Source organism: Streptomyces sp. MJM8645 (assembly GCF_001625365.1).
Classification (GTDB): Bacteria; Actinomycetota; Actinomycetes; order Streptomycetales; family Streptomycetaceae; genus Kitasatospora.
Genome location: NZ_LJJF01000001.1, coordinates 5754269 through 5775914 on the forward strand (window position 1 = coordinate 5754269; position 21646 = coordinate 5775914).

Annotated in this window: 21 protein-coding genes and 1 pseudogene; 14 read left to right on the forward strand and 8 right to left on the reverse strand. The window is 73.7% G+C overall.

The features are described from left to right. Window positions 1-149: 149 nt before the first annotated feature. The 3 genes from A6F73_RS24505 to A6F73_RS24515 all read left to right on the forward strand — a co-directional run bounded on the left by A6F73_RS24505 (window position 150) and on the right by A6F73_RS24515 (window position 3155). Window positions 150-1508 (forward strand): DUF2252 domain-containing protein, encoded by a 1359-nt coding sequence (locus A6F73_RS24505; RefSeq protein ID WP_063349761.1) that lies wholly within the window; start codon window positions 150-152, stop codon window positions 1506-1508. Between the two features lie 91 nt (window positions 1509-1599). Next, entirely contained in the window at window positions 1600-2142 is a 543-nt protein-coding gene (locus tag A6F73_RS24510) for a GNAT family N-acetyltransferase (RefSeq protein ID WP_063349762.1), read from the forward strand. 92 nt (window positions 2143-2234) lie between these two features. Then, window positions 2235-3155 (forward strand): hypothetical protein, encoded by a 921-nt coding sequence (locus A6F73_RS24515; protein ID WP_063349763.1) that lies wholly within the window; start codon window positions 2235-2237, stop codon window positions 3153-3155. Between the two features lie 31 nt (window positions 3156-3186). Here A6F73_RS24515 and A6F73_RS24520 read toward each other — a convergent pair whose 3' ends face one another. Continuing rightward, window positions 3187-4098 (reverse strand): diacylglycerol kinase, encoded by a 912-nt coding sequence (locus A6F73_RS24520; protein WP_279634941.1) that lies wholly within the window; start codon window positions 4096-4098, stop codon window positions 3187-3189. Next, window positions 4095-5663, reverse strand: a complete 1569-nt coding sequence (locus A6F73_RS24525; RefSeq protein ID WP_063349764.1) for an FAD-binding oxidoreductase — start codon at window positions 5661-5663, stop codon at window positions 4095-4097. Before A6F73_RS24525 ends, A6F73_RS24520 begins: the two co-directional genes overlap by 4 nt. A 74-nt stretch (window positions 5664-5737) precedes the next feature. Between A6F73_RS24525 and A6F73_RS24530 the strand changes: the two genes are divergently transcribed. Both A6F73_RS24530 and A6F73_RS24535 read left to right on the forward strand, forming a co-directional pair. Next, window positions 5738-6352, forward strand: a complete 615-nt coding sequence (locus A6F73_RS24530; RefSeq protein WP_063349765.1) for a TetR/AcrR family transcriptional regulator — start codon at window positions 5738-5740, stop codon at window positions 6350-6352. Beyond that, window positions 6349-7944 (forward strand): glycerol-3-phosphate dehydrogenase/oxidase, encoded by a 1596-nt coding sequence (locus tag A6F73_RS24535; protein WP_063349766.1) that lies wholly within the window; start codon window positions 6349-6351, stop codon window positions 7942-7944. Before A6F73_RS24530 ends, A6F73_RS24535 begins: the two co-directional genes overlap by 4 nt. A 36-nt stretch (window positions 7945-7980) precedes the next feature. On the opposite strand, the gene A6F73_RS24540 is transcribed toward A6F73_RS24535, so the two are convergent. Genes A6F73_RS24540 through A6F73_RS24550 form a run of 3 tightly spaced genes read right to left on the reverse strand, consistent with a single transcriptional unit; the run spans window position 7981 to window position 9170 of the window. After that, window positions 7981-8385 (reverse strand): hypothetical protein, encoded by a 405-nt coding sequence (locus A6F73_RS24540; protein ID WP_063349767.1) that lies wholly within the window; start codon window positions 8383-8385, stop codon window positions 7981-7983. Continuing rightward, window positions 8382-8819, reverse strand: a complete 438-nt coding sequence (locus tag A6F73_RS24545; protein WP_063349768.1) for a MarR family transcriptional regulator — start codon at window positions 8817-8819, stop codon at window positions 8382-8384. Before A6F73_RS24545 ends, A6F73_RS24540 begins: the two co-directional genes overlap by 4 nt. 57 nt (window positions 8820-8876) lie before the next feature. After that, entirely contained in the window at window positions 8877-9170 is a 294-nt protein-coding gene (locus A6F73_RS24550) for a hypothetical protein (protein ID WP_063349769.1), read from the reverse strand. 226 nt (window positions 9171-9396) lie between these two features. Between A6F73_RS24550 and A6F73_RS24555 the strand changes: the two genes are divergently transcribed. Continuing rightward, window positions 9397-9972 (forward strand): TerD family protein, encoded by a 576-nt coding sequence (locus tag A6F73_RS24555; protein ID WP_063349770.1) that lies wholly within the window; start codon window positions 9397-9399, stop codon window positions 9970-9972. Window positions 9973-10041: 69 nt separating this feature from the next. Here the strand turns inward: A6F73_RS24555 and A6F73_RS24560 are convergent, their stop codons facing one another. Beyond that, window positions 10042-11301 carry an FAD-dependent monooxygenase gene (locus A6F73_RS24560; RefSeq protein WP_063349771.1) on the reverse strand — a complete coding sequence of 420 codons (1260 nt, stop codon included), beginning with the start codon at window positions 11299-11301 and terminating at the stop codon, window positions 10042-10044. Window positions 11302-11485: 184 nt separating this feature from the next. On the opposite strand from A6F73_RS24560, the gene A6F73_RS24565 reads away from it, so the two are divergent. The 3 genes and pseudogenes from A6F73_RS24565 to A6F73_RS24575 all read left to right on the forward strand — a co-directional run bounded on the left by A6F73_RS24565 (window position 11486) and on the right by A6F73_RS24575 (window position 15128). Next, window positions 11486-13540, forward strand: a complete 2055-nt coding sequence (locus A6F73_RS24565) for an NADPH-dependent 2,4-dienoyl-CoA reductase (RefSeq protein WP_244293487.1) — start codon at window positions 11486-11488, stop codon at window positions 13538-13540. A gap of 76 nt (window positions 13541-13616) precedes the next feature. Beyond that, a pseudogene (locus A6F73_RS24570) lies at window positions 13617-14138 on the forward strand (PadR family transcriptional regulator); the annotation flags it as partial. A gap of 237 nt (window positions 14139-14375) precedes the next feature. Then, window positions 14376-15128, forward strand: a complete 753-nt coding sequence (locus tag A6F73_RS24575; RefSeq protein WP_063349772.1) for a hypothetical protein — start codon at window positions 14376-14378, stop codon at window positions 15126-15128. A 95-nt stretch (window positions 15129-15223) separates the two neighbouring features. Here A6F73_RS24575 and A6F73_RS24580 read toward each other — a convergent pair whose 3' ends face one another. Continuing rightward, entirely contained in the window at window positions 15224-15574 is a 351-nt protein-coding gene (locus A6F73_RS24580; RefSeq protein ID WP_063349773.1) for an HGxxPAAW family protein, read from the reverse strand. Between the two features lie 92 nt (window positions 15575-15666). Here A6F73_RS24580 and A6F73_RS24585 point away from each other — a divergent pair, with 92 nt between their 5' ends. Then, complete coding sequence (locus A6F73_RS24585) at window positions 15667-16152, forward strand: MarR family transcriptional regulator (protein ID WP_063349774.1); 486 nt, start codon at window positions 15667-15669, stop codon at window positions 16150-16152. Between the two features lie 113 nt (window positions 16153-16265). Here A6F73_RS24585 and A6F73_RS24590 read toward each other — a convergent pair whose 3' ends face one another. Then, a complete protein-coding gene (locus A6F73_RS24590) occupies window positions 16266-17504 on the reverse strand; it encodes an acetylhydrolase (protein ID WP_063349775.1) in 1239 nt (412 codons plus the stop codon). 446 nt (window positions 17505-17950) lie between these two features. On the opposite strand from A6F73_RS24590, the gene A6F73_RS24595 reads away from it, so the two are divergent. The 4 genes from A6F73_RS24595 (at window position 17951) to A6F73_RS24610 (ending at window position 21617) form a co-directional block, all read left to right on the forward strand. Then, window positions 17951-18622, forward strand: coding sequence for a DUF4097 family beta strand repeat-containing protein (locus tag A6F73_RS24595; protein WP_063349776.1), 672 nt, complete (start codon window positions 17951-17953; stop codon window positions 18620-18622). A 54-nt stretch (window positions 18623-18676) separates the two neighbouring features. Further along, a complete protein-coding gene (locus A6F73_RS24600; protein ID WP_063349777.1) occupies window positions 18677-19816 on the forward strand; it encodes a serine hydrolase domain-containing protein in 1140 nt (379 codons plus the stop codon). A gap of 479 nt (window positions 19817-20295) precedes the next feature. Next, the gene (locus A6F73_RS24605; RefSeq protein WP_063349778.1) at window positions 20296-21264 is read left to right on the forward strand and encodes a DUF4331 family protein; all 969 of its coding nucleotides are present in this window, start codon (window positions 20296-20298) and stop codon (window positions 21262-21264) included. Between the two features lie 116 nt (window positions 21265-21380). After that, on the forward strand, window positions 21381-21617 hold the full coding sequence (locus tag A6F73_RS24610; protein WP_063349779.1) for a helix-turn-helix transcriptional regulator: 237 nt from the start codon (window positions 21381-21383) through the stop codon (window positions 21615-21617). Window positions 21618-21646: the final 29 nt, after the last annotated feature.

Below are 21646 nucleotides of genomic sequence, written 5' to 3' on the forward strand. Positions count from 1 at the left end.
GGGCTTCATCCGGTCGGCCGAGTGCCGGAGGGCGCGCGGTGCGCGTTCCGGCACTCGTGGCCTAGCGTCGCGGGGAGACGCACCCCGTCCGCCGTCCGCCGTTTCGTCCTCCCGCCGTCCCCGCCGTCCCGCCGACCGAGGAGCCGCGCATGACCACCCCCGCCGAACGCCGCCGGCACGGCCGGGCCGCCCGTGACCGCGTCTCCCGCTCCGCCCACGGGCGGTGGATCCCCGCCGCCGACCGGCCCGACCCGGTCGAGGTGCTGGTACGCCAGGGCGAGGGCCGGGTCGCCCGGCTGCTGCCGATCCGCTACGGGCGGATGGCCGACACCCCCTTCACCTACCTGCGCGGCGCCGCCGCCGTCATGGCCGCCGACCTCGGCGCCGTCCCCGACACCGGCCTCACCGTCCAACTCTGCGGCGACGCCCACCTGGTGAACTTCGGCTTGTTCGCCTCGCCGGAACGCGCCCTGCTCTTCGACGTCAACGACTTCGATGAGACCCACCCCGGCCCCTTCGAGTGGGACGTCAAACGGCTGGCCGCCAGCATCGCCGTCGCCGCCCGCGACCACGGACAGGACGAGGACCGCGCCCACCGCGCCGCCCGCACCGCCGTCGAGGGCTACGCCACCGCCATGCGCCGCCTCGCCGGGCTCGGCGAACTCGACGTCTGGTACTCCCGGATCGACGCCGGCGACCTGCTGGCGCTGCTCCGCAAACCCCGGCAGCGCAAGCGCGCCGAGGCCGACCTCGCCCAGGCCCGCCGCCGCACCAGCCTGCACGCCTTCGGCAAGCTCACCGAGGAACGCGACGGGCAGCGGCGCATCATCAGCGCGCCACCGCTCATCGAACCGCTGAAGAAGAACGAACTGCGCGACATCGGCAAGGTGTTCAGCGACTACCGGGCCGCCCTCGCCGAGGACCGCCGCGTCCTCCTCGACCGCTACCGCTTCGTCGACGCGGCGATGAAGGTCGTCGGTGTCGGCAGCGTCGGCACCCGCTGCTACATCGTCCTGCTGGAGGGCCGGGACACCCGCGACCCGCTGTTCCTCCAGCTCAAGGAGGCCGGGCGGTCCGTCCTGGAGGACCACCTGCCGCCCACCCGGGTCGACGCCGAGGTCTCCGTCCACCGCGGCGGGCGCCGTGTCGTCACCGGCCAGCACCTCATGCAGGCCGCCGGCGACATCTTCCTCGGCTGGACCGCCGGCCCCGCCGGGCGCCACTTCTACGGCCGCCAACTGCGCGACATGAAGGGCTCGGTCGAGGTCGCCGACCTGGCCCCGTCCGGCCTGCGTGCCTACGCCGACCTGTGCGGCCGCACCCTGGCCCGTGCCCACGCGCGCACCGGCGACCGCCTCGCCATCGCCGGCTACCTGGGCGGCACGGACGCCTTCGCCGAGGCGATCGCCGACTTCTCCGTCCGGTACGCCGACCAGACGGCGCTCGACCACGCCGAACTGGTCGCCGCGATCGACGCCGGCCGGATCACCGCGACCCCGGGCGTCTGAGCTCGGCGCGCCCCCGGGGCAGGGGTGCGGGGGTGCGGGGGTGCGGAAAACGGGTTGCCCCGGCGGGCGCGGTCGGCGTTGGCTGGCCCGCATGACCGAACTGCGCACCGACCGCCTGCTCCTGCGCCCCTGGCGGGCCACCGACCTCGCACCCTGGGCCGCGATGAACGCCGACCCCGAAGTCCGCGAGCACCTCGGGGACGTCCTCACCCGCGAGCAGTGCGACGCCTCGGTGGCGCGCTTCGAGGCCGAGACCGCGGCGCGCGGATACGGCTGGCTGGCCGTCGAGGTGCGCGCCACCGGCGAGTTCGTCGGCCTGGCCGGCCTCGACGAGGTCGACGAGGGCCTGCCCTTCACCGGCGTCGAGATCGGCTGGCGCCTCGCCCGCACCGCCTGGGGCCACGGCTACGCGACCGAGGCGGCCCGCGCCGTCCTCGCCCACGGCTTCGACGCCCTCGGCCTCCCCGAGATCCTCGCCGTCACCACCGCGACCAACCACCGCTCGCAGGCCGTCATGCGCCGCCTCGGCATGACGTCCGACCCCGCCGACGACTTCGAGGACCCGGCCGCCCCCGAGGGCCCGCTGCGGCCCAACGTGCTGTTCCGCCTCCGCCGCGAGCAGCGGGCGGGCTGACGGCGGGCCGGGAACAGGCCGGAAACGGCCTGACGGCAGGCGCGTCCCGCGGCTCGGCGCCGTTGTCAGTGGCGTGTGGTTGGGTGATCCACATGCTGGCGATCGGGGTGCAGGAGAACGACGGGACGCGCCACCTCCGGGTGGAGGCGGCCGAGTTGGCGCGGCTGGTGCGGCGGATCGGCGCGAAGGGCGACCGCTTCCTGGTCGCCCAGCGGATACCGGACCTGCCGGACGTCTTCATCCAGGTGTGGCACGCCGAAGGCGGCGAGTACACGCTCGAACACCGCGACGGCTCCGCCGCCCGGCACTTCGAGGTGCGCACCGACGGTCCCGAGGCGGTCATCGCCGCGATGACGGGCTGGGCGCGGTACGAGCCGGGCTGGGGCGACGGCCTGGACTGGCAGCCGCTCGACCTGGGCCCGCAGCCCGAGCCCGCCCCGCCGCTCGACCTGCCCGCCGAGGACCTGCGGCAGTTGCACGACCGGCTGCGCCTCACCCTGGCCGGCGGCTACACCACCCGCACCGAGCTCGCCGAACTCGCCGAGGACCACCTGGCCTCCGGCGACCACCGCCCGCCCTCCCGCGACCAGGCCGAGCAACTGGCCGACCGGCTCTGGCTGGAGCGCGTCGGCGAGCAGACCGGCTGGATCGGCGAGACCGACCCGGAACGCCTCACCCGGGCCTTCGCCGCCCTGGAGGCGGCCGCCATCACCGCCCGGGAGCACTTCAGCTGCTGCGGTTCCTGCGGCGACGCCGAGATCGCCGCCGCCGGGGCGCCGGACGCCCGCGGCTACGTCTACTTCCATACCCAGTCCACCGACTCCGCCGCCGCCGGCCACGGCCTCGCCCTCCGCTACGGCGGCTTCGATGCCTCCCCGCTGACCACCACCGCCATCGGCCACGAGGTGGCCGCCGCGCTCACCGAGGCCGGCCTGCCCGTCATCTGGAACGCCGACCCCTCCCAAGCGATAGAGATCCGCCCGCTCCTCTGGCGCCGCCGCCTGACCGGGTGAGGCTCGCGGCTCCGACGGGGAGACGGGTGGGTCACGGCACCAGGAGGTGGAGGGCCCCGGGGGCGGCGCTCACGTCGACGGGGAGGGCCGCGATGAACTCGCCGTCGGCGTAGGCGGTGATGGCGGGGGAGTCGATCCGCAGGGATGCGGTGCGGTGGGTGGTGACTTCGGGGTGGGTGGTGTGGGTGCCCTTGAAGAGGGTGGGGAAGAAGCGGGCGATGCGTAGCCGGGGCATGGCGGCGACGAGGGTGAGGTCGAGGAGGCCGTCGTCCGGGAGGGCGTCGGGGCAGATGAGCATGCCGCCGCCGTAGCTGCGGGTGTTGCCGACGGCGGCCAGGGTGAGGTCGCGTTCGATGACGGTGCCGTCGGCGAGGGTGATGCGGAAGGGCAGCGGGCGCAGGTTGGCGAACTCGGCGAGGATGGCCAGGTTGTAGCGCATCCGGCCGCGGGGCCAGCGCAGGCGGTTGGCACGGTCGCTGACCAGCGAGTCGAAGCCGGTGGCGAGGACGGAGCCGTACCAGCGGGTGGTGCCGTCGGCGGCGGTGACCAGGCCGAGGTCGACGGTCCTGGTGCGTCCGGCGGCGACGACGTCGGCGGCGGCTTCGGGGGTGGCGAGCGGGAGGCCGTAGGCACGGGCGTGGTCGTTGCCGGTGCCGGCGGGTATCACGCCGAGCGGGACGGCGGTGCCGGCGACGGCCTGGAGCGCGAGGTTGACCATGCCGTCGCCGCCGACGGCCACGACGGCGTCGACGCCGTCCGCCACGGCCCGCCGGGCGAGGCGGACGGCGTCCTCGGGGTCGCGGCCGGCGTGCCGGTCGACCTGGAGGCCGAGGGCGTGCAGACGGGCGACGGCCCGGTGGGCGGCGGGCGCGGCGTGGCCGGCGCCCGCCGCCGGGTTGCTGAGGACGGCCACTCGCCTGATGGCTCGCGGACCGCCGGTCACGGGATCAGCTTGCCGGGGTTGAGGATGCCCGCCGGGTCGAGTTCGGCCTTGACGGCGCGCAGGATGCGCACGCCGAGCTCGCCGATCTCGTCGCTCATCCAGGGCCGGTGGTCGGCGCCGACGGCGTGGTGGTGGGTGATGGTGCCGCCGGCGGTGACGATGGCGTCGCCGGCGGCGCGCTTGGCGGCGGCCCACCGGGTGAGCGGGTCCTCGCCGAGGGCGGCGACGACGGTGAAGTAGAGCGAGGCGCCGGTCGGGTAGACGTGCGAGATGTGGCAGAGGACGAGGGCGCCGGGCAGGGCGGTGGTGAGGGCCTCGGTGACGGCGGTCCGCAGCTGCGGGAGCCGGCTCCAACTGGTCGCGGTCTCCAGGGTTTCGCAGAGGGCGCCGGCGCTGAGCAGGGAGTCCCGCAGGTAGGGGGCGTTGAAGCGGCCGTGTTCCCAGGCCCGGGCGGGGGCCTCGCCGACAGACGTGGCGCCGGCGGCGAGCAGGGTGTCGCGGGTGAGCCGGTGGCGGGTGGCGACCTGTTCGGCGGTGCCTTCGAAGACGGTGACGGCGAGGCAGCCGGTGATGGCGGGGGCGCCGCCGATCTGTTCGGTCGTGGCGAGGTTGACCATCGTCTCGGCCTCGTCGGAGAGCCGGATGACGGTGGGGCCGGTGCCGGCCTGTTCGACGGCGCGCAGGGCGGCGCTGCCGGTGGCGAAGTCGGGCAGGCTCCAGGCCTCGTAGGCCTTGACGGCGGGCAGCGGGTGAACGCGCAGGCGGACGGCGGTGATGACGCCGAGGGTGCCTTCGGAGCCGAGGAAGAGCTCGCGCAGGTCGGGGCCGGCGGCGGAGGCGGGGGCGCGGCCGAGGTCGAGCACACCGGCGGGGGTGACGACGCGCAGGCCGCGGACCATCTCGTCGAAGCGCCCGTGGCCGGCCGAGTCCTGGCCGGAGGAGCGGGTGGCGGCGAAGCCGCCGAGGGTGGCGTAGCGGAAGCTCTGCGGGTAGTGGCCGAGTTCGTAGCCGCGCTCGGCGAGCAGGGCCTCGGCGGCGGGGCCGGTGAGGCCGGCGCCGAGGACGGCCTCGCCGGAGGTCTCGTCGAGGTCGTGGAGCCGGTCGAGGCGGCGCAGGTCGAGCGAGATGACGGCGGTGAGGCCGCCGCGTTCGGGGTCGAGGCCGCCGACGACGCTGGTGCCGCCGCCGAACGGGACGACGGCGATGCGGCGTTCGGCGCAGAGCGCGAGGACGGCGGCGATCTCCTGCTCGTCGCCGGGCAGCACGACGGCGTCGGGCGCGTCCTGGGGGTCGCGGCTGCGGCGGCGCAGCAGGTCGGGGGTGGACTTGCCGCCGGCGCGGGGGAGCCGGTCGGCGTCGGCGGCGCTGACGTTGGTCTCGCCGACGGCGGCGGCGAGGGCCTTGAGGTCGTCGGCGGCGATCCGCGAGGGGTGCAGGACGACCTCGTCGGCGGCCGGTCCGGGGGTGGCGTCGCCGGTGACGCCGAGGGCGGCGGCGAGCAGTCCCTTGATGTCCGCGGACAGCTCCTTGGCGAGGGCCGGGTCGCCCCAGGCGTCCCACTTCATCGGGGGGAGCGGCAGCGCGGCGCCGGCCGGTCCCGCTTGCGTCTCAGATGCCATGCGTTACAGTTTCACACATCATGTCAAGTAGTAACGCCGAGCCCCCTGGCAGTCCCGCGCGCAGCACCGACGACGCGATCCTGGACGCCGCCGCCGACCTGATCGTCCATCTCGGCGTGCGCCGAACGCAGTTGGCGGAGATCGCCCGCCGCGCCGGGGTCAGCCGGCCGACCGTCTACCGGCGCTGGCCGGACGTCCGGGCGGTGATCGGCGCCCTGCTCACCCGGGAGATCCGGGCCACCCGGGAGGGCGTCGCCCTGACCCTCGGGGGCGACGGCGCCCCGATCGGCCGGGAGGCCTTCGTGGACGGGGTCGTCGAGGTGGCCGTCCGGCTGCGGGACCACCCGGTGCTCGGCGCGCTGCTGCGCTCCGCCGACTCCGACCTGCTGCTGGAATACGTCGTCGAGCGGCTCGGCACCAGCCAGCGCGGCCTGCTGGAGGCGCTGCGGGCCGGCATCGAGCAGGGGCAGGCGCACGGTTCGATCCGGTCAGGGGAGCCGGTCGAACTGGCCGCCATGGTTCTGCTGATCGCCCAGTCCACCGTCCAGTCGCACCGCATGGTCGCCTCCCTGCTGCCGGAGGCCGCCTGGCGGCGCGAACTGACCAGAGCACTGAACGGATACCTCGCGCCATGACCTCGACGCCCGCCGGATCCTCCGCCGCTCGCTCCGCCGCTCCTTACGCCGGCTCCAGCCGACTCGACGCCGGCCGGCGCCGGGCGGAACTCGAAGCGCTGGGGGACCGCCCGCGGGTCGACCTGCTGGTGATCGGCGGCGGCGTCACCGGCGCCGGGGTGGCCCTGGACGCCGCCTCGCGCGGGCTGCGCACGGTGCTGGTCGAGTCCCGCGACCTGGCGTTCGGCACCAGCCGCTGGAGCTCCAAGCTGGTGCACGGCGGCCTGCGCTACCTCGCCTCCGGGCGGATCGGGGTGGCCCGGGAGAGCGCGATCGAGCGCGGCGTGCTGATGACCCGCACCGCCCCGCACCTGATCCGCGCGCTGCCCCAACTGGTGCCGCTGCTTCCGGGGTTGCTGCGCCCCGGGCAGGCCTCGCTGATCCGGGTGGGCTTCCACGCCGGGGACGCGCTGCGGCTCAGTGCCGGGACGCCGGGCGCGCTGCTGCCCCGGGTGCGCCGGATCGACGCCGCGCGGACGCGGCAGCTGGTGCCGGGCGTGCGGACCGCCGGACTGTCCGGCGCGCTGGTCGCGCACGACGGCCAACTCGTGGACGACGCCCGGCTGGTGGTGGCGCTGGCGCGGACCGCGGCGCAGTACGGCGCCACCGTGCTGACCAGGGTGCGGGCGGAGTCCGTGACGGGCGGCTGCGCCCGGCTCACCGACACCGTCACCGGGCAGTCGCTGACCGTCGAGGCCGGCGCGGTGGTCAACGCCACCGGCGTCTGGGCGGGCGAGGTGGACCCGTCGATCAGGCTGCGCCCCAGCCGGGGCACCCACCTCCTGGTGGACGCCGCCGCGCTCGGCCACCCGACCGCGGCGCTCACCGTGCCGGTGCCCGGTTCGACCAGCCGCTTCGTCTTCGCGCTGCCCCAGCAGCTCGGCCGGGTGGCGATCGGGCTGACCGACGAGGACGCGCCCGGTCCGATCCCGGACGAGCCGCAGCCCGCCGAGGGGGAGCTCGCCTTCCTGCTCGACACCGTCAACGCCGCCCTGAGCACCGCGCTGACCAGGGCGGACGTGCGCGGCGCGTACGCGGGGCTGCGGCCGCTGATCGACACCGGGGGCGGCAGCACCGCCGACATCTCCCGGGAGCACGCGGTGCTGGAGTCGCCGTCCGGGCTGGTCACGGTGGTCGGCGGCAAGCTCACCACCTACCGGCGGATGGCCGAGGACGCGGTGGACGCCGCCGTCCGGCTGCGCGGCCTGCCGGCCCGGGCCTGCTGGACGGCCCGCCTGCCGCTGGTCGGGGCCCCGACCCACCGGGACAGCCGTCCGCTCCCGGCGGGCGCCGTGCCCGGCTCGCTGCTCGCCCGCTACGGCGGATCGTCCCAGGAGGTGGTGGCCGCCGGGGAGTTGACGCCGATCGCGGAAGGCCTGGACGTGACGCGCGCCGAGGTCGCCTACGCCGTCACGCACGAGGGCGCGCTGGACGTCGCCGACGTGCTCGACCGCCGGACCAGGATCGGTCTGGTCGCCGAGGACGCCGAGCGGGCCCGCAAGGCGATCGAGGAGATCGTGACGGAGGTCCGGGACGGCAGCCGGGAAGGCTAGGGAAGGCTGGGGAAGGCTGGGGAGGGCTGGGGAAGGCTAGGGGAACGGCACCAGGTCGGGTTCGACCCAGGTGGTGCGGGCCTGGTCGCTCGTGAGGGTCTCGGGGCGGTAGTGGCGGGCGAGCAGGTTCTTGTCGAGCAGCTCGGGGTGACGGGCGGCGAAGTCCTCGAAGTCGGTTGCGGCGTCGGCGTGGTGGGCCACCAGTTCCATCCAGGCCCGGGTCATGGTGACGTGGAACTTCTGCGGCGCCCCGGCCTTGGCGGCGGTGCGGCGGATGCCGTCGCCGACCAGGTCGAGGGCGGTGGCGCTGCCGTGGCGGCGGACGGCGAGCCAGCTGAGCCGGACGTGCTGACGGTGGCCGAAGCGGTCTGCGCCGGCCATCACCTCGCGCAGCAACTCGCCGAAGGGGTCGGGGGTTTCGGGAGTTTCGGGGGAGTTCATGAGGAGGCCTTCGTCAGGGCCCGGAGGGTGGCGTGGAAGCCGTCCACCTGGGCGGGGGAGAGGTTGCCGAGTGCGCGGCGTTCGAGGTCGGCGACGGTCTGCCGGATGGTGTCGGCGGTGATTCGGCCGGTGGGGGTGAGCTCGATCAGTACCGAGCGGCGGTCCCCGGCGCGGGTGCCGCGGGTGATGTGGCCGCGGCGTTCCAGGCGGTCCAGGACGCCGGTCAGCGTGGTCGGCCGGGTGCCGACGGCGGTGCCGAGCTCGGAGACCGTCCGGCCGCGCCCGTCGGCGAGGTTGGCGAGGGCGTTGATCTCGGAGGCGGTCAGGTCGAGGTCGACCAGCTCGGTGGCGAGCAGGTGGAGCGTGGCGTGGGTCGCGCGCTGGAGCGCGAGCAGTGCGGACTGCTCGCCGGACGCTTCGGTTTCGAACTTCACGTTTTCGGATAGTACGGTTTCGTACTATCGGCGGGCAAGTCGCCCGGGAGGCGGCGCTCAGCGCGCCGCGCGCTCCGGCATCGGGTGCTCGGCTCCCGCGACCTCCAGGACGCAGGAGTACGGGTGCTCGGCCGCGCCCGTGCGGTCCAGCCGTACCGAGAGCGGCAGCGGCGGCTCCTCGGCGAGTTGGGCGGCGAGCGTCAGCGGGTAGACGCCGTGCCCGTGGACGCGGTGGAAGGCGCATTCCTTGCCGTCCACCAGCAGCTCGGTCTCGGTGATCCAGCCGGAGCGGACGTTGACGGTGACCGAGTGCCCGGCCTGGTCGAAGTGGAAGCTGTACCGCTGGCGCATGGGGAACCTCCCGCGCGGGGGCCGCCGGTCGGGGCGGACCAGGGGATCCACCGCCAGTCTAGGGTGGCCACCGGGCCTCGGCCCGGCGGGTGCGGCGGCCGGGGTGGCGGGTGGTTCCCGGTGGAGCCCCTGAGAAATTCCCGGGGTGGGGCCCGACCGCAGGTGGATTCCCGTGATCTCTACAGTGTTGTAGATTCGTCCGCAGGGAGAGATCGAGGAGGGCATTGTGGGAGTTTCGCTGGCCAAGGGCGGCAACGTCTCGTTGAGCAAGGAGGCGCCCGGTCTGAGCGCCGTGATCGTGGGTCTCGGCTGGGACGTGCGCACCACCACTGGCGCCGACTACGACCTGGACGCCAGCGCGCTGCTCTGCAACGCGCTCGGCAAGGTGGTCTCGGACCAGCACTTCGTCTTCTTCAACAACCTGCGCAGCCCCGATGGTTCGGTCGAGCACAGCGGCGACAACCTGACCGGTGGCGGCGACGGCGACGACGAGCAGATCAAGGTCGACCTGGCGCGGGTGCCAGCCGACGTGGCGAAGGTGGTCTTCCCGGTGTCGATCTACGACGCCGACGCCCGGCTGCAGAGCTTCGGGCAGGTCCGCAACGCGTTCATCCGGGTGCTGAACCAGGCCAACGGCCAGGAGATCGCCCGTTACGACCTCAGCGAGGACGCGTCCACCGAGACCGCGATGGTCTTCGGCGAGCTGTACCGCAACGGCGCGGAGTGGAAGTTCCGCGCCATAGGGCAGGGTTACGCCTCCGGTCTGCGCGGCATCGCGACCGACTACGGCGTCAACGTCTGATCGCGGCAGGTGAATCGCAGCAGGTGATCTGACGGGGTTTCGGCGGCCACGGGCCTGTGCGGCCCACGCTCACTCGGGACGCCCGAGGGCGTGGCCGCCGAAACCCCCGCTGCCGGTGAGCTGGCCGTGCCACCAGGCGACCATCCCCGGCTCGTCCATGGTCGACCAGTCCGGTGCGGCGGCGACCTGCTCCCGGCCGAGCCGTCGGCCCAGTTCCACCAGCTCCCGCCCGACCACGCCCCGCTCCTGGTCGTACGCGGCCAGCACGGACGGCCAGGAGTCGCCGTGCGCGGCGGCGGCCCGCCCGGCCTGCTCGAAGGCGTGCGCGTCCTGCAAGGCCTTCACCGCGCCGCTGGTGTTGTGCGGGCGGACGACGGTGGCCGCGTCCCCGCCGAGGAGCAGCCGGCCGGCCGTGCGGCGCGGGGTCTCCAGGTCGTAGACGGGCTGGAGGAAGGTCCGCTCGCGCGGGGTGAGGGTGACCAGGGCGGCCCAGTACGGCGGCAGGTGCCGTTCGGCGAGCTGGCGCAGGTCGTCCAGCTGCCCGTCGGTGAGGGTGCCCGCCGGGATGCTGGTCGGGCCGTCGAGGCGCAGCCAGGCGGGAGTGGGCGCGTAGAAGACCCAGTTCACCTGGGTGCTGCCGGGGGTGAGCCCGGGGATGCGGTAGATCACGACCTGGCCGCCGGGGTAGCAGACGGTGGCGCACTCGTCCTCCGGCCAGGCCGCGGCGCCGCCGGGCAGCTCCGCCAGCAGTGCGGCGTCGTAGCTGCCGCGCCAGCACACGTACCCGGCGTATTCGGGCCGGGCCTGCGGGCAGACCGCCGCGCGGACCACCGAGCGGTAGCCGTCGGCGCCGATCACCAGGTCGTGCGGTTCGCGGGTGCCGTCGGGGCCGGCCGTCCAGGCGCCGTCCTGGTCGGTGCCGGCCGCGGTGACGGTGTGGCCTTGCCGGAACTCGATCCGGTCGGGGGTGCGTTCGCGCAGGGCCTGCCAGAGGACGGCCCAGTGGTGGGAGTGGAACGGCATCGGCTGGTTCCAGAGCACCCGCCCGCGCCCGTCCGGTCCGTCGCCGCCGCGGTCCTCGGCCGTCTCCCGGGTGACCCAGCGGCGGACGGTGAGGCGGTGGCGGCGGACGCCGTCGTGGAGGTGGCCGGCGCGGACCAGTTCGTCGAAGCGGTCGTCGTTGATGCAGATCCCGACGCCGCGGTCCTCCAGCTGGCCCTCGCTGCGTTCCAGGACCACGATCCGGTCCGCTCCCAGCCGGGCGGCGGCCCCGGCGAAGGCGCTTCCGGCGATGCTGCCGCCGATCACGGCTATCGAGCTATCCCGCATGGCGGTCCTCTCCCAGCTGCCCACACTACCGATCTGACAATACGCGGATCATGTCCGCGAGTTGGTGGGAACCGGCAGAGCGCGGGGCCCCGGCCCGCGACCCCGTTATGCAACTAGTTGCACATCGAGCCACCGTCCCCTACCCTGCGGTAACAACGACCCCCGCCGCCCCCAGGAGACGTCGATGAGCGCGTCGATGAGCACCACCCCCGGCAGCAGCCGCTACCCGCACCTGCTCAGCCCGCTCGACCTCGGCTTCACCACCCTGCCCAACCGCGTCGTCATGGGCTCCATGCACGTCGGCCTGGAGGAGGCCCCCGACGGCTACCGGCGGATGGCCGCCTTCTACGCCGAACGGGCCCGCGGCGGCGTCGGCCTCATCGTCACCGGCGGCATCGCCCCCAACGAGGCCGGGCGCCCCTGGGAGGGCGGCGCGATGCTCACCACCGAGGCCGAAGCCGACCGCCACCGCGTCGTCACCGACGCCGTGCACGCCGCCGGCGGGAAGATCGCCCTGCAGATCCTGCACTTCGGCCGCTACGCCTACCACCGCGACCTGGTCGCCCCCAGCGCGCTCCAGGCCCCGATCAGCCCCTTCGTCCCGCACGAGCTCACCGCCGCACAGGTCGAGCAGACCATCGAGGACTTCGTCCGCTGCGCCGAACTCGCCCGCCGCGCCGGGTACGACGGCGTCGAGGTCATGGGCTCCGAGGGCTACCTGATCAACGAGTTCGTCGTCGCCGCCACCAACCGGCGCGAGGACGAGTGGGGCGGCCCGTACGAGCGCCGGATGCGCTTCCCGGTGGAGATCGTCCGCCGCGTCCGCGAGCGGATCGGCGAGGACTTCATCATCGTCTACCGCCTCTCCATGCTCGACCTGGTACCCGGCGGCTCCACCCTCGACGAGGTCGTCCGCCTCGCCCAGGCCGTCGAGGCCGCCGGGGCGACCATCATCAACACCGGCATCGGCTGGCACGAGGCCCGCATCCCCACCATCGCCATCTCCGTGCCGCGTGGCGCCTTCGCCTGGGCGACCAGGAAGGTGATGGGCACGGTCAACATCCCGCTGGTCACCACCAACCGCATCAACACCCCGGAAATCGCCGAGCAGTTGCTCGCCGACGGCTGCGCCGACCTGGTCTCGCTGGCCCGCCCGCTGCTCGCCGACGCCGACTTCGTCGCCAAGGCGGAAGACGGCCGCGCCGACGCCATCAACACCTGCATCGGCTGCAACCAGGCCTGCCTCGACCACACCTTCAGCGGCCTGATCACCTCCTGCCTGGTCAACCCGCGCGCCTGCCACGAGACCGAACTCGTGCTCGCGCCCACCAGGTTGCGCAAGCGCATCGGCGTCGTCGGAGCCGGACCGGCCGGGCTCGCCTTCGCCGTCTCCGCCGCCGAACGCGGCCACGACGTCACCCTGTTCGACTCCGCCGCGGCGATCGGCGGGCAGCTGAACACCGCCCGACTCGTCCCCGGCAAGGAGGAGTTCGACGAGACGCTGCGCTACTACCGCACCCGGCTCGCCGAGTTGGCCGTCACCCAGCGCCTCGGCACCACCGCCACCGCCGACCAGCTCGCCGCCGAGAACTTCGACGAACTCGTCCTCGCCACCGGCGTCACCCCGCGAACCCCCGCCGACCTCCCAGGAGTTGACCACCCCAGCGTGCTCGGCTACCTCGACGTCCTGCGCGGCGGCGCCCCCGTCGGCGAGCGGGTCGCCATCCTCGGCGCGGGCGGCATCGGCTTCGACGTGGCCGGCTTCCTCACCGACCCGGGCGACGCGGCCAGCCTCGACCCGGCCGTGTTCCAGGCCAAGTGGGGCATCGACCCGGAGTACCGCGAGCGCGGCGGACTGCGCCGCCCCGAGCGGCCCGCACCGCCGCGCGCCGTCCACCTGCTCCAGCGCAAGACCAGCAAGGTCGGGGCCGGGCTCGGCAAGACCACCGGCTGGATCCACCGCACCGAGCTCCGACACCGCGGCGTCACCATGGTCGCCGGCGCGACGTACGACCTGATCGACGACGCCGGCCTGCACTTCACCGTCGACGGCGAGCGCCAACTGCTGCCCGTGGACACCGTGGTGCTCTGCACCGGCCAGGAGCCGCGCCGAGACCTGTACGAGGCGCTGCGCGAGCGCGGCCTGGAGGCCCACCTGATCGGCGGCGCCGACGTCGCCGCCGAACTCGACGCCAAGCGGGCCATCAAGCAGGGCACCGAACTGGCCGCCGCGATCTGACCCTTCCTTTCGCGCTGGGTCCTGTTCGGCCGGACAGGACCTGGGCACGCCTTGGGCACGCCCTAGGATCGACGGCATGTCGCTGCCGCACGCCATCCTCACCGCCCTGCTGGAGAAACCGTCCTCGGGGCTGGAGCTGACCCGGCGCTTCGACAAGTCGATCGGCTTCTTCTGGCCCGCCACCCACCAGCAGATCTACCGCGAACTGGGCCGGCTGGAGGCCTCCGGACAGATCCGGGCCCTCCGGCCGTCCGGCCCCGTCCGCGGACAGAAGAAGGAGTACGAGGTCCTGCCCGAGGGCCGCGCCGAACTCGCCCGCTGGACGGCCGAGGGCGCCGCGCCGCGCGCCGTCCGCGAACCGCTGCTGCTACGGCTGCGCGCCGCCGCGGTGGTCGGTACGGACGGCCTGGCGGCCGAGGTGCGGCGGCACCTGGCGTTGCATCGCGCGCAGTTGGACGACTACCGGGAGATCGAGCGGCACGACTTCCCGGCCGAGACGACGGCCGGGGAGAACCGCCTCCAGCACGCCGTGCTGCGGGCGGGCATCGGGCTGGAGGCCTTCTGGGTGCAGTGGCTCGCCGAAACCCTCGAAACCCTCGAAGCGCTCGAAACCCCCGAAACCCCCGAAGCGCTCGAAACCCCCGAAACCCCCGAAGCGCTCGAAACCCCCGAAACCCCCGAAGCGCTCGAAACCCCCGGACCGCTTCCGCCGGACCAGCCGGACCAGCCGGACCAGGGGGCCTGACCTGCGGTGATCCGCGCCCGCGAGCCCCGTATCAGGCCCGGTGGGACACTGGTGCCTGTCCCTGCCCGCACTCTCGACCGGGGGGCCCGCATGTCCCACCCGAAGCCGCTCCACGCCCTCGCCGCCGCCGCCCTCGCCGCGGCGGTCGCCTTGGGCCCGGCCCACCTCGCCGCGGCCGCGACGCCCGGCCAGCCCGCCCAGGGCCTGCCCACCTCCGAGCAACTCACCGCGGCCCTGCTCACCGTCGACGACATCGGCCCAGGCTTCACCCAGGTCTCCAGCACGGCCAGCCCCAGCGCCGGCCCCAGTACGATGCCGTCCCCGGCCAACGACTGCGACGCCCTCAGCGACCTGATCAACATGCACACCGGCATCCCCGGCCCCGAGACCCCGCACGCCGAGGCCGAACTGGACGGCCCGGGCGGCAACCCGATGGTGACCGAGTCCCTCACCGCCGAGGACGCGGGAAAGCTCACCACCGACCTCGACGCCGCCACCGCGGCCCTCAAGAGCTGCCACACCATCACCTTCAGCGCCGGCACCAACGACTCGGTGACCTTCACCGTCACCCCGGTCACCCTCGGCGACCGCCAGGACGCGTCCGCCGTCCGCCTCGACGGCACCCTGGCCGGCGTTCAGCTGAACGCCTTCGTCGGCGTCGAGCGCTTCGGCACCGTCGGCATGGCCTTCGGCTTCTTCCAGCGCGGCGGCGACTCCTCCCAACTGGCCTCCTTCCAGTACCGCGCCGCCGTCGCCAAGGTCCAGCGCGCCCTCGGCGCCACCGCTGGCAGCACCACCCCGCCCACCGCTACGGCCCCCGTCACCCAGGGCACCTCGGTCTGAGCCGGACAACGCGACGGCCCCCGTCGAGCACGGAGCTCGACGGGGGCCGCGGCGTGGGCTGTATCGGGCGGGTGCGAGCCGGCGGTGTCGGCCGGTCAGGCGCTGATGCGCCGCCGGTTTCGAGCCGGGGCCGGCGCCTGGATCGGGGTGCGGCCGGCGAGGCGGCAGCCGAGGCAGTGGGGGTGGCCCTGGCGGCCGGCCGGGTCGGGGGTGCGCCACTGCCGGTGGGCGGGCGGGCGCGGGCCGGTGGGTTTGCCCCAGCCGGCGAGGTGGAGCAGCCAGCCGGCGGGCGCGCCGAGGGCGGTGAGGATCCCGCCGGCCCAGAGCCCGGCGGCCGAGCCGAGGACGAGGGCCGCGCCCGCGACGGTGAAGCCGAGGATCGCGATGACGGAGCCGGTCCAGCCGGCGATGGTGTGCCCCATGTCGTGGTCGCCGTGTGCGCTCATTGCTCCTCGTTTGGTGTGATGGGCGGGTCGGGATGGACGGGTCGGCCGTTTATCTCACGAGCTAAGTAACTTAGATGCTAAGGAGATATCGAGTGAAGGGCAAGCCGCGCCCCCGGGCGACGCCCGAGCAGGCGCTCTACGCGATGGACCGGATGATCGCGCTGGCGCAGTTCGGCCAGCAGGACATCGCCGCCCGGCTCGGCCTCAACGTCACCGACCTGACCTGCCTCGGCTTCGTCATCGAGGCCGCGATGGCCGGGGAACCGCTGGCCGCCGGCGACCTCGCCGAGCGCGCGCAGCTGACCACCGGCGCCGTGACCGGCGTGCTCAACCGGCTGGAGAAGACCGGCTACGCCCGCCGCGAGGCCGACCCGGCCGACCGTCGGCGCGTCCGCGTGGTGATGGCGGAGGACGCGCAGCAGCGCATCCTCCAGGTCTACGGCCCGTTCTACGAGCGGATCGGCGCGCTGTTCGCCGACTACACGCCGGACGAGACCGCGGTGATCGCCGACTGGTTCACCCGGGCCAAGGGGGTGCTGCGGGAGTCGCTGGACGAGATCCGGGCCGAAACGCCGTAGCGGCCGACCCCGGGGAGGGGACGGCCGCCACGGTCTCGGAGCAGCGTCTCGGTGCAGCGTCGTGGAGCAGCGTCGCGGGGCGACGTCTTGGTGCAGCGCCTCAGGCCGGCGTCTCAGGGCAGGTACGTCACCTCGGGGAAGGCCGTGGACGGGCCGTCGAGGAGGCGGCTGGGGCGGTGCCGCAGGTGCAGGTCGAAGAAGGCCACCGGGTACGCCTGCTGGATCTTCACCGCGCGGGCCGGGTCGAGGGTGCCGATCATGTCCCGGACCTGTTCGTCGGTCAGGCCGAGGAGCTTGGCGGCCTGCGGGATCAGCACCTGGTCGTCGCCGTACGAGACGTGCACCGCGCCCTGGGCCTGGACGTCGAGCCGCCAGCCGCGCAGGTGCGGCCAGAACTCGGCGACGGCCGGCTGGCCGGCCCGGGTGAACGCGGCGGTCATCATCATGAACGGCCGGTCCAGGTCGGTGGTGATGGTCGGCTGCATCGGGCCGTCCAGGCTCAGCCCGGCGCGGACGCGCCGGTCGGCGAGCATGGTGTAGGCGGTGGCCGTGCCGCCCTTGGACCAGCCGAACATGCCGATCCGGTCCGGGTCGAGGGCGTGCAGCAGGCCGGCGGGCAGCGGCCTGCCGTCGGTGTCGGGGTTGCGCCCGGCGGCGAGGGCGTCGACCTGGTCGAGGAGGAAGCGGATGTCCGCGGCGAAGTCCTTCGGCCCCATCGGGATGCTCCGGTCCGGGGTGAGGACCAGGCCGTCGGGGAACTCGGTGATCGCGTCGCGGGTGTGGTCGACGGTGATCACCACATAGCCGTGGCTGGCGAGTTCCTGGACCATCACGGTGTGGTCGGCGCGGTGGCTGTGCGCGCCGTGCGAGTAGACGACGACGGGCAGGCGGCGGCCCGCGCGGTGGACCGGGGCGCCCACGCGGCCGGAGGTGAGCGGGGCGAGGGCGGGGTCGATGGCGAAGCCCGTGTCCGCGAGGAACGCCCGCAGTGCGCCGTCGGCCATCCAGGGCGCGAGCGGGTACTCCCCGGCCTCGCGGGCGGGGTACCAGACGCTCGCCATCAGCTCGCGGAACCGACCCGGGCCGGCCAGCGGGTCCGGGCGGGAGGCGTCGAGCAGGTGCAGCGGGACGGTGCCCACGGGGTGCGGCCCGGTGGGCTCGGGCAGGGTGAGCCGCGCCGGGCCGCCGGCGGCGGTGGCGGCGGACCCGGGGGTGGCGGCCCTGCCCGTTGCCCACGCGGGGCGGGCGAGGGCGAGCGGTGCGGCGGCCCCGGTGGCTCCGGCGGCCAGTGCGGCCCCCAGCAGGCGGCGGCGCGTCATGGCGTGTCGGCTCGTGAACGGCGTGGTGGTCATGGGCCCTCCCTGGGTGTGCTGGACAGAACCGGGCCGAGGCGCACGGTCTTCGCAGGTGCGGCCGTCGTTCGACACCGGACGGCCGGGGAAGCGCCCCTGACAGACCGTCCGATGGATCTCCGTGCACCTGAACGGAAGGCTGTCATCGCGGCGTACCCGGCCACATCCGACCACCGGATGACGGTGCGGGGGCGCGCATTGGCCCGGGGGTTTACATCCGTGGGCTGATGCGGCGGCGTGCCGGGGCGGGGTGGCGCATAGCGTTCACGCTCAATCCAATGCAACGGGCGACGTGACTGACGTTGCGTTAAATCCGTAACTGTTGCAACGATAATGAGGTTTTGACCTGCGATGATGCTGATTGTGCGCAACATGCCTGTTGCCGTGAAGCGTGAAGGCAACGTAGCGTTTCCGTTGTCAGAAAGAACGAGCCACAGGAGAGCATCATGCAGAAGTTCGCCACCCCCGCCCCGGTCTCCGCCGTCCTCGACATCCCCGCCGGGCGCATCCGGTTCATCGCCGCCGACCGGGCCGACACCACGGTCGAGGTCCTGCCCGCCGACGCCTCGAAGAGCCGCGACGTGAAGGCGGCGGAGCGGACCACCGTCGAGTACGCCGACGGCGTCCTGCGAATCGAGGCGGCGGCGGCCGAGAACCGGATCCTCGGCCAGTCCGGCACCGTCGAGGTGACCGTCCAACTGCCCGCCGGCTCCCGCATCCAGGCGAAGACGGCCAGCGCCGAACTCCGGGGCGTCGGACGCCTCGGCGACGTCACCTTCGAAGGCGCGCAGGCCTCGGTCAAGCTCGACGAGACCGCCGGCGTCCACCTCGCAGTCCTCGCCGGCGACATCTCCGTCGGCCGCCTCGACGGCCCCGCCGAGATCACCACCGCCAAGGGCGACATCCACATCACCGAAGCCGTGCACGGCACGATCACGCTGCGCACCGAGGCCGGCGACGTGTCCGTCGGCGCGGCCCGCGGCGTCTCCGCCTCCCTGGACGCCGGCACCACCTACGGCCGGATCCACAACACGCTCAAGAACACCGACGGCGCCGCCGCCGGCCTGAGCATCCACGCGACCACCGCCTACGGCGACATCACCGCCCGCAGCCTCTGAAGCCCCAGCCCCAGCCCGCACCCGCACACTCCGATCGCGAGACAAGGAACAACCATGAGTGAATCCCGCTACGCCGCCGAGATCGCCGCCGAGGACGCCGCCGGGCAGGATCGCCCGGAGCTCCAGCAAGCCATCCAGGAGTTCGTCGACGCCGGTTTCGCCGGGATACAGCTGCGCGTGCACGACGAGCACGGGGAGTGGGTCGGCAGCGCCGGGGTGCGCAAGCTGGGCGAGGCCGCGAAGCCGTCGGTGGACGGGAAGTTCTGGGTGGGCAGCACCACCAAGACCTTCGTCGCGACCCTGGTGCTGCACCTGGTGGCCGACGGCGCGACCGGGCTGGACACCCCGGTGGCCGACCACCTGCCGCAGTTCGGGCTGGACCGGCGGATCACCGTGCGGATGTTGCTCCAGCACACCAGCGGCCTGGCCAGCTACACCGGAGACCTCGAACCCGACGGGACGTTCGTGCCGGGGATCCCCGCGATGGGCAAGGAGTGGGTGGACAACCGGTTCCACAGCTACCGGCCCGAGGAACTCGTGCAGTTCGCCCTGTCCAAGCCGGCACGGTTCGAGCCGGGCACCGACCAGAGCTACTCCAACACCAACTACACGCTGGCCGTGCTCCTGATCGAGCAGGCCGCCGGCCGCCCGTACGCCGAGGAGATGCAGCGGCGGATCCTTCGGCCGCTCGGACTGCGGGACACCATGGTGCCGGGCGACTCGCCGGAGCTCCCCGCGCCGCACGCCCACGGCTACTACCGCTACCAGGACGGCGACCAGTGGAAGGTGGTCGACGTCGCCCGCCAGAACCTCTCCCTCCTGGTCGGCGCCGGCGACCTGATCTCGACCACCCGGGACCTCCACACGTTCTTCGCCGCACTCCTGGGCGGCAAGCTCCTGCCCGCCCCCCTGCTGGACGAGATGCGCACGCCGCACGGGATGCTCGGCTACGGCCTGGGCCTGTTCGTCCAGGACCTCGGCCCCGACGGCGGCACCATCGTCCACCACAACGGCGGCGCCCCCGGCGGCTACGGGGCACTGATGATCGGCACCCCCGACGGCAGCAAGACCCTGACCGCCGGGCTCACCACCGGCGACTCCGCATCCGACCCGGCACAGGAGTTCCCGAAGGCACTGGACCGGCTCATCAAGGCGGTGTTCGGCAGCGGCAGCGGTGTGCGGGCCGAAGGCTGACGGCCTGCGGTTTCGGCGCGGCGAGTGGGAAGTCGACGGGCCCGACTTCCCACTCCGTTCGTTGAAGGGGTGGTGCCCCGGCGCGCAGCGGTGGTGGGGCAGGAGTGAAGCGCGAAGCCGCGCTCCGCGATGGTGAAGCGGCGTGGCGTAATGAAGCCCATCGAAACTCAAGTACATTGCACTGCCGATAAATTGACGCTGAGTCAAATATCGAGTAGCGGTGATGCCCTGGGCGTAGCGGCTCGGGCGTCCGAGGGGGCCTCCGTCGGCCCGGGGAAAACCACGGTGCCCTGGACATGTGCCGACCATGGATTCGGTGAGCACTCAGCATGCTGCCCCGAATGCGGAGGGTTGGCCCGCGCTTCCGCGCGGCGAGCCGTCGGGGGTCCGTCGGGGGATGACGGCCAATCGGCGGATGGGTGGGCGGAGTGCGGGTGTCGTCGGGCCGGTGCCGGGTGGGGGCTGCTACCAACGGTCCCATGTCCCATCACCTCAGTGGCCCCAACCTCCGCTCGCCCCGAGGCGACTCGCGGCTCGACCTGACCGACGTGTTCGCCTTCCCGGCCGCCGATGCGCCCGGCCGGACCGTCCTGATCATGAACGCGAACCCCTACGCTCCCACCCAGGCGGCCGAGTTCCACCCCGACGCCGTGTACCGCATCAACATCGACACCGACGGCGACCACCGCGCCGACGTCGCCTACTCCTTCACCTTCTCCGCCCCCACCCACACCGGCGCCCAGACCGTCACCGTCCACCGGGCGACCGGCGCCGCCGCGCAGAAGCACGAGCCCACCGGGGACGTCCTGTTCTCCGAAGCCCCGGTCGCCTTCGGGGACGCGCCCGACGTCATCGAGGCGAACGGCCGCAAGCTCTCCGTCGGCCTGCGCAGCGATCCCTTTTTCGCCGACCTCGAAGGGATCGTCAACGACTTCACCTGGACCGGCAAGGACGCCATGGCCGATGCCAACGTCTTCGGCATCGCCCTCGAAGTCCCCGACACCGACCTCGGCCCCGACCCGACGATCGGCGTCTGGGCCCGGGTCAGCCTCCGCCAGGACGGCCGGCTCGTCTCCGTCGACCGTGGCGCGCACCCCTCCCTCACCGCCTACTTCAACAAGGAGGAGGTGAAGGACGCGTACAACGCGGGTGAGCCGGCCGACGACTGGGACACCTACCGCGAGGCCTGGACGGCCGTCCTCCAGCACACCGGGGACTACACCACCGAGGCCGCCACCGAGACCCTCAAGCTCGTCCTCCCGGACATCCTCCGCTACGACCGCTCCCGCCCCGCCGCCTACCCCAACGGTCGCACCCTCGTCGACGACGTGACCTCGGCCCGCCTCACCATGGTCTCCGGCGGCAAGATCACCAGCGACCACATCCCCCCGCACACCGACGTCCTCCCCGTCTTCCCGCACCTCGGCCACCCGCACCCCGTCAAGTAGCGAGTCAAGTAGCCGGACGACAAAGCGGCGGTCAAGAATCCTTGACCGCCGCTTCGCACTTCCCGCCGTGATCACGTGTCAGGCTGTGCGCCCCCGCCCGGCAATGAGGAGGTCCGGTGAACCGCGCGCGCCCACTGATCGAGGACTTCCCCGCCCACCCGGACGGCGACCCGGCCGGCGCCCTCGCCCGCGCCGTCCGCGAGCGCCGCACCGCCCTCGGCCTCTCCATCGCGGACCTCGCCAAGCGCGCCGACCTCACCGACGCCCAGGTCCGCGCCATCGAAGCCGGCCACGCCGCCCCCACCCTCCCCCTCCTCACCGCCCTCTCCCGGGCGCTGAACGCGGAGGTGTGAGGGCTCAGGACGGGACCGATCGGGAAGTA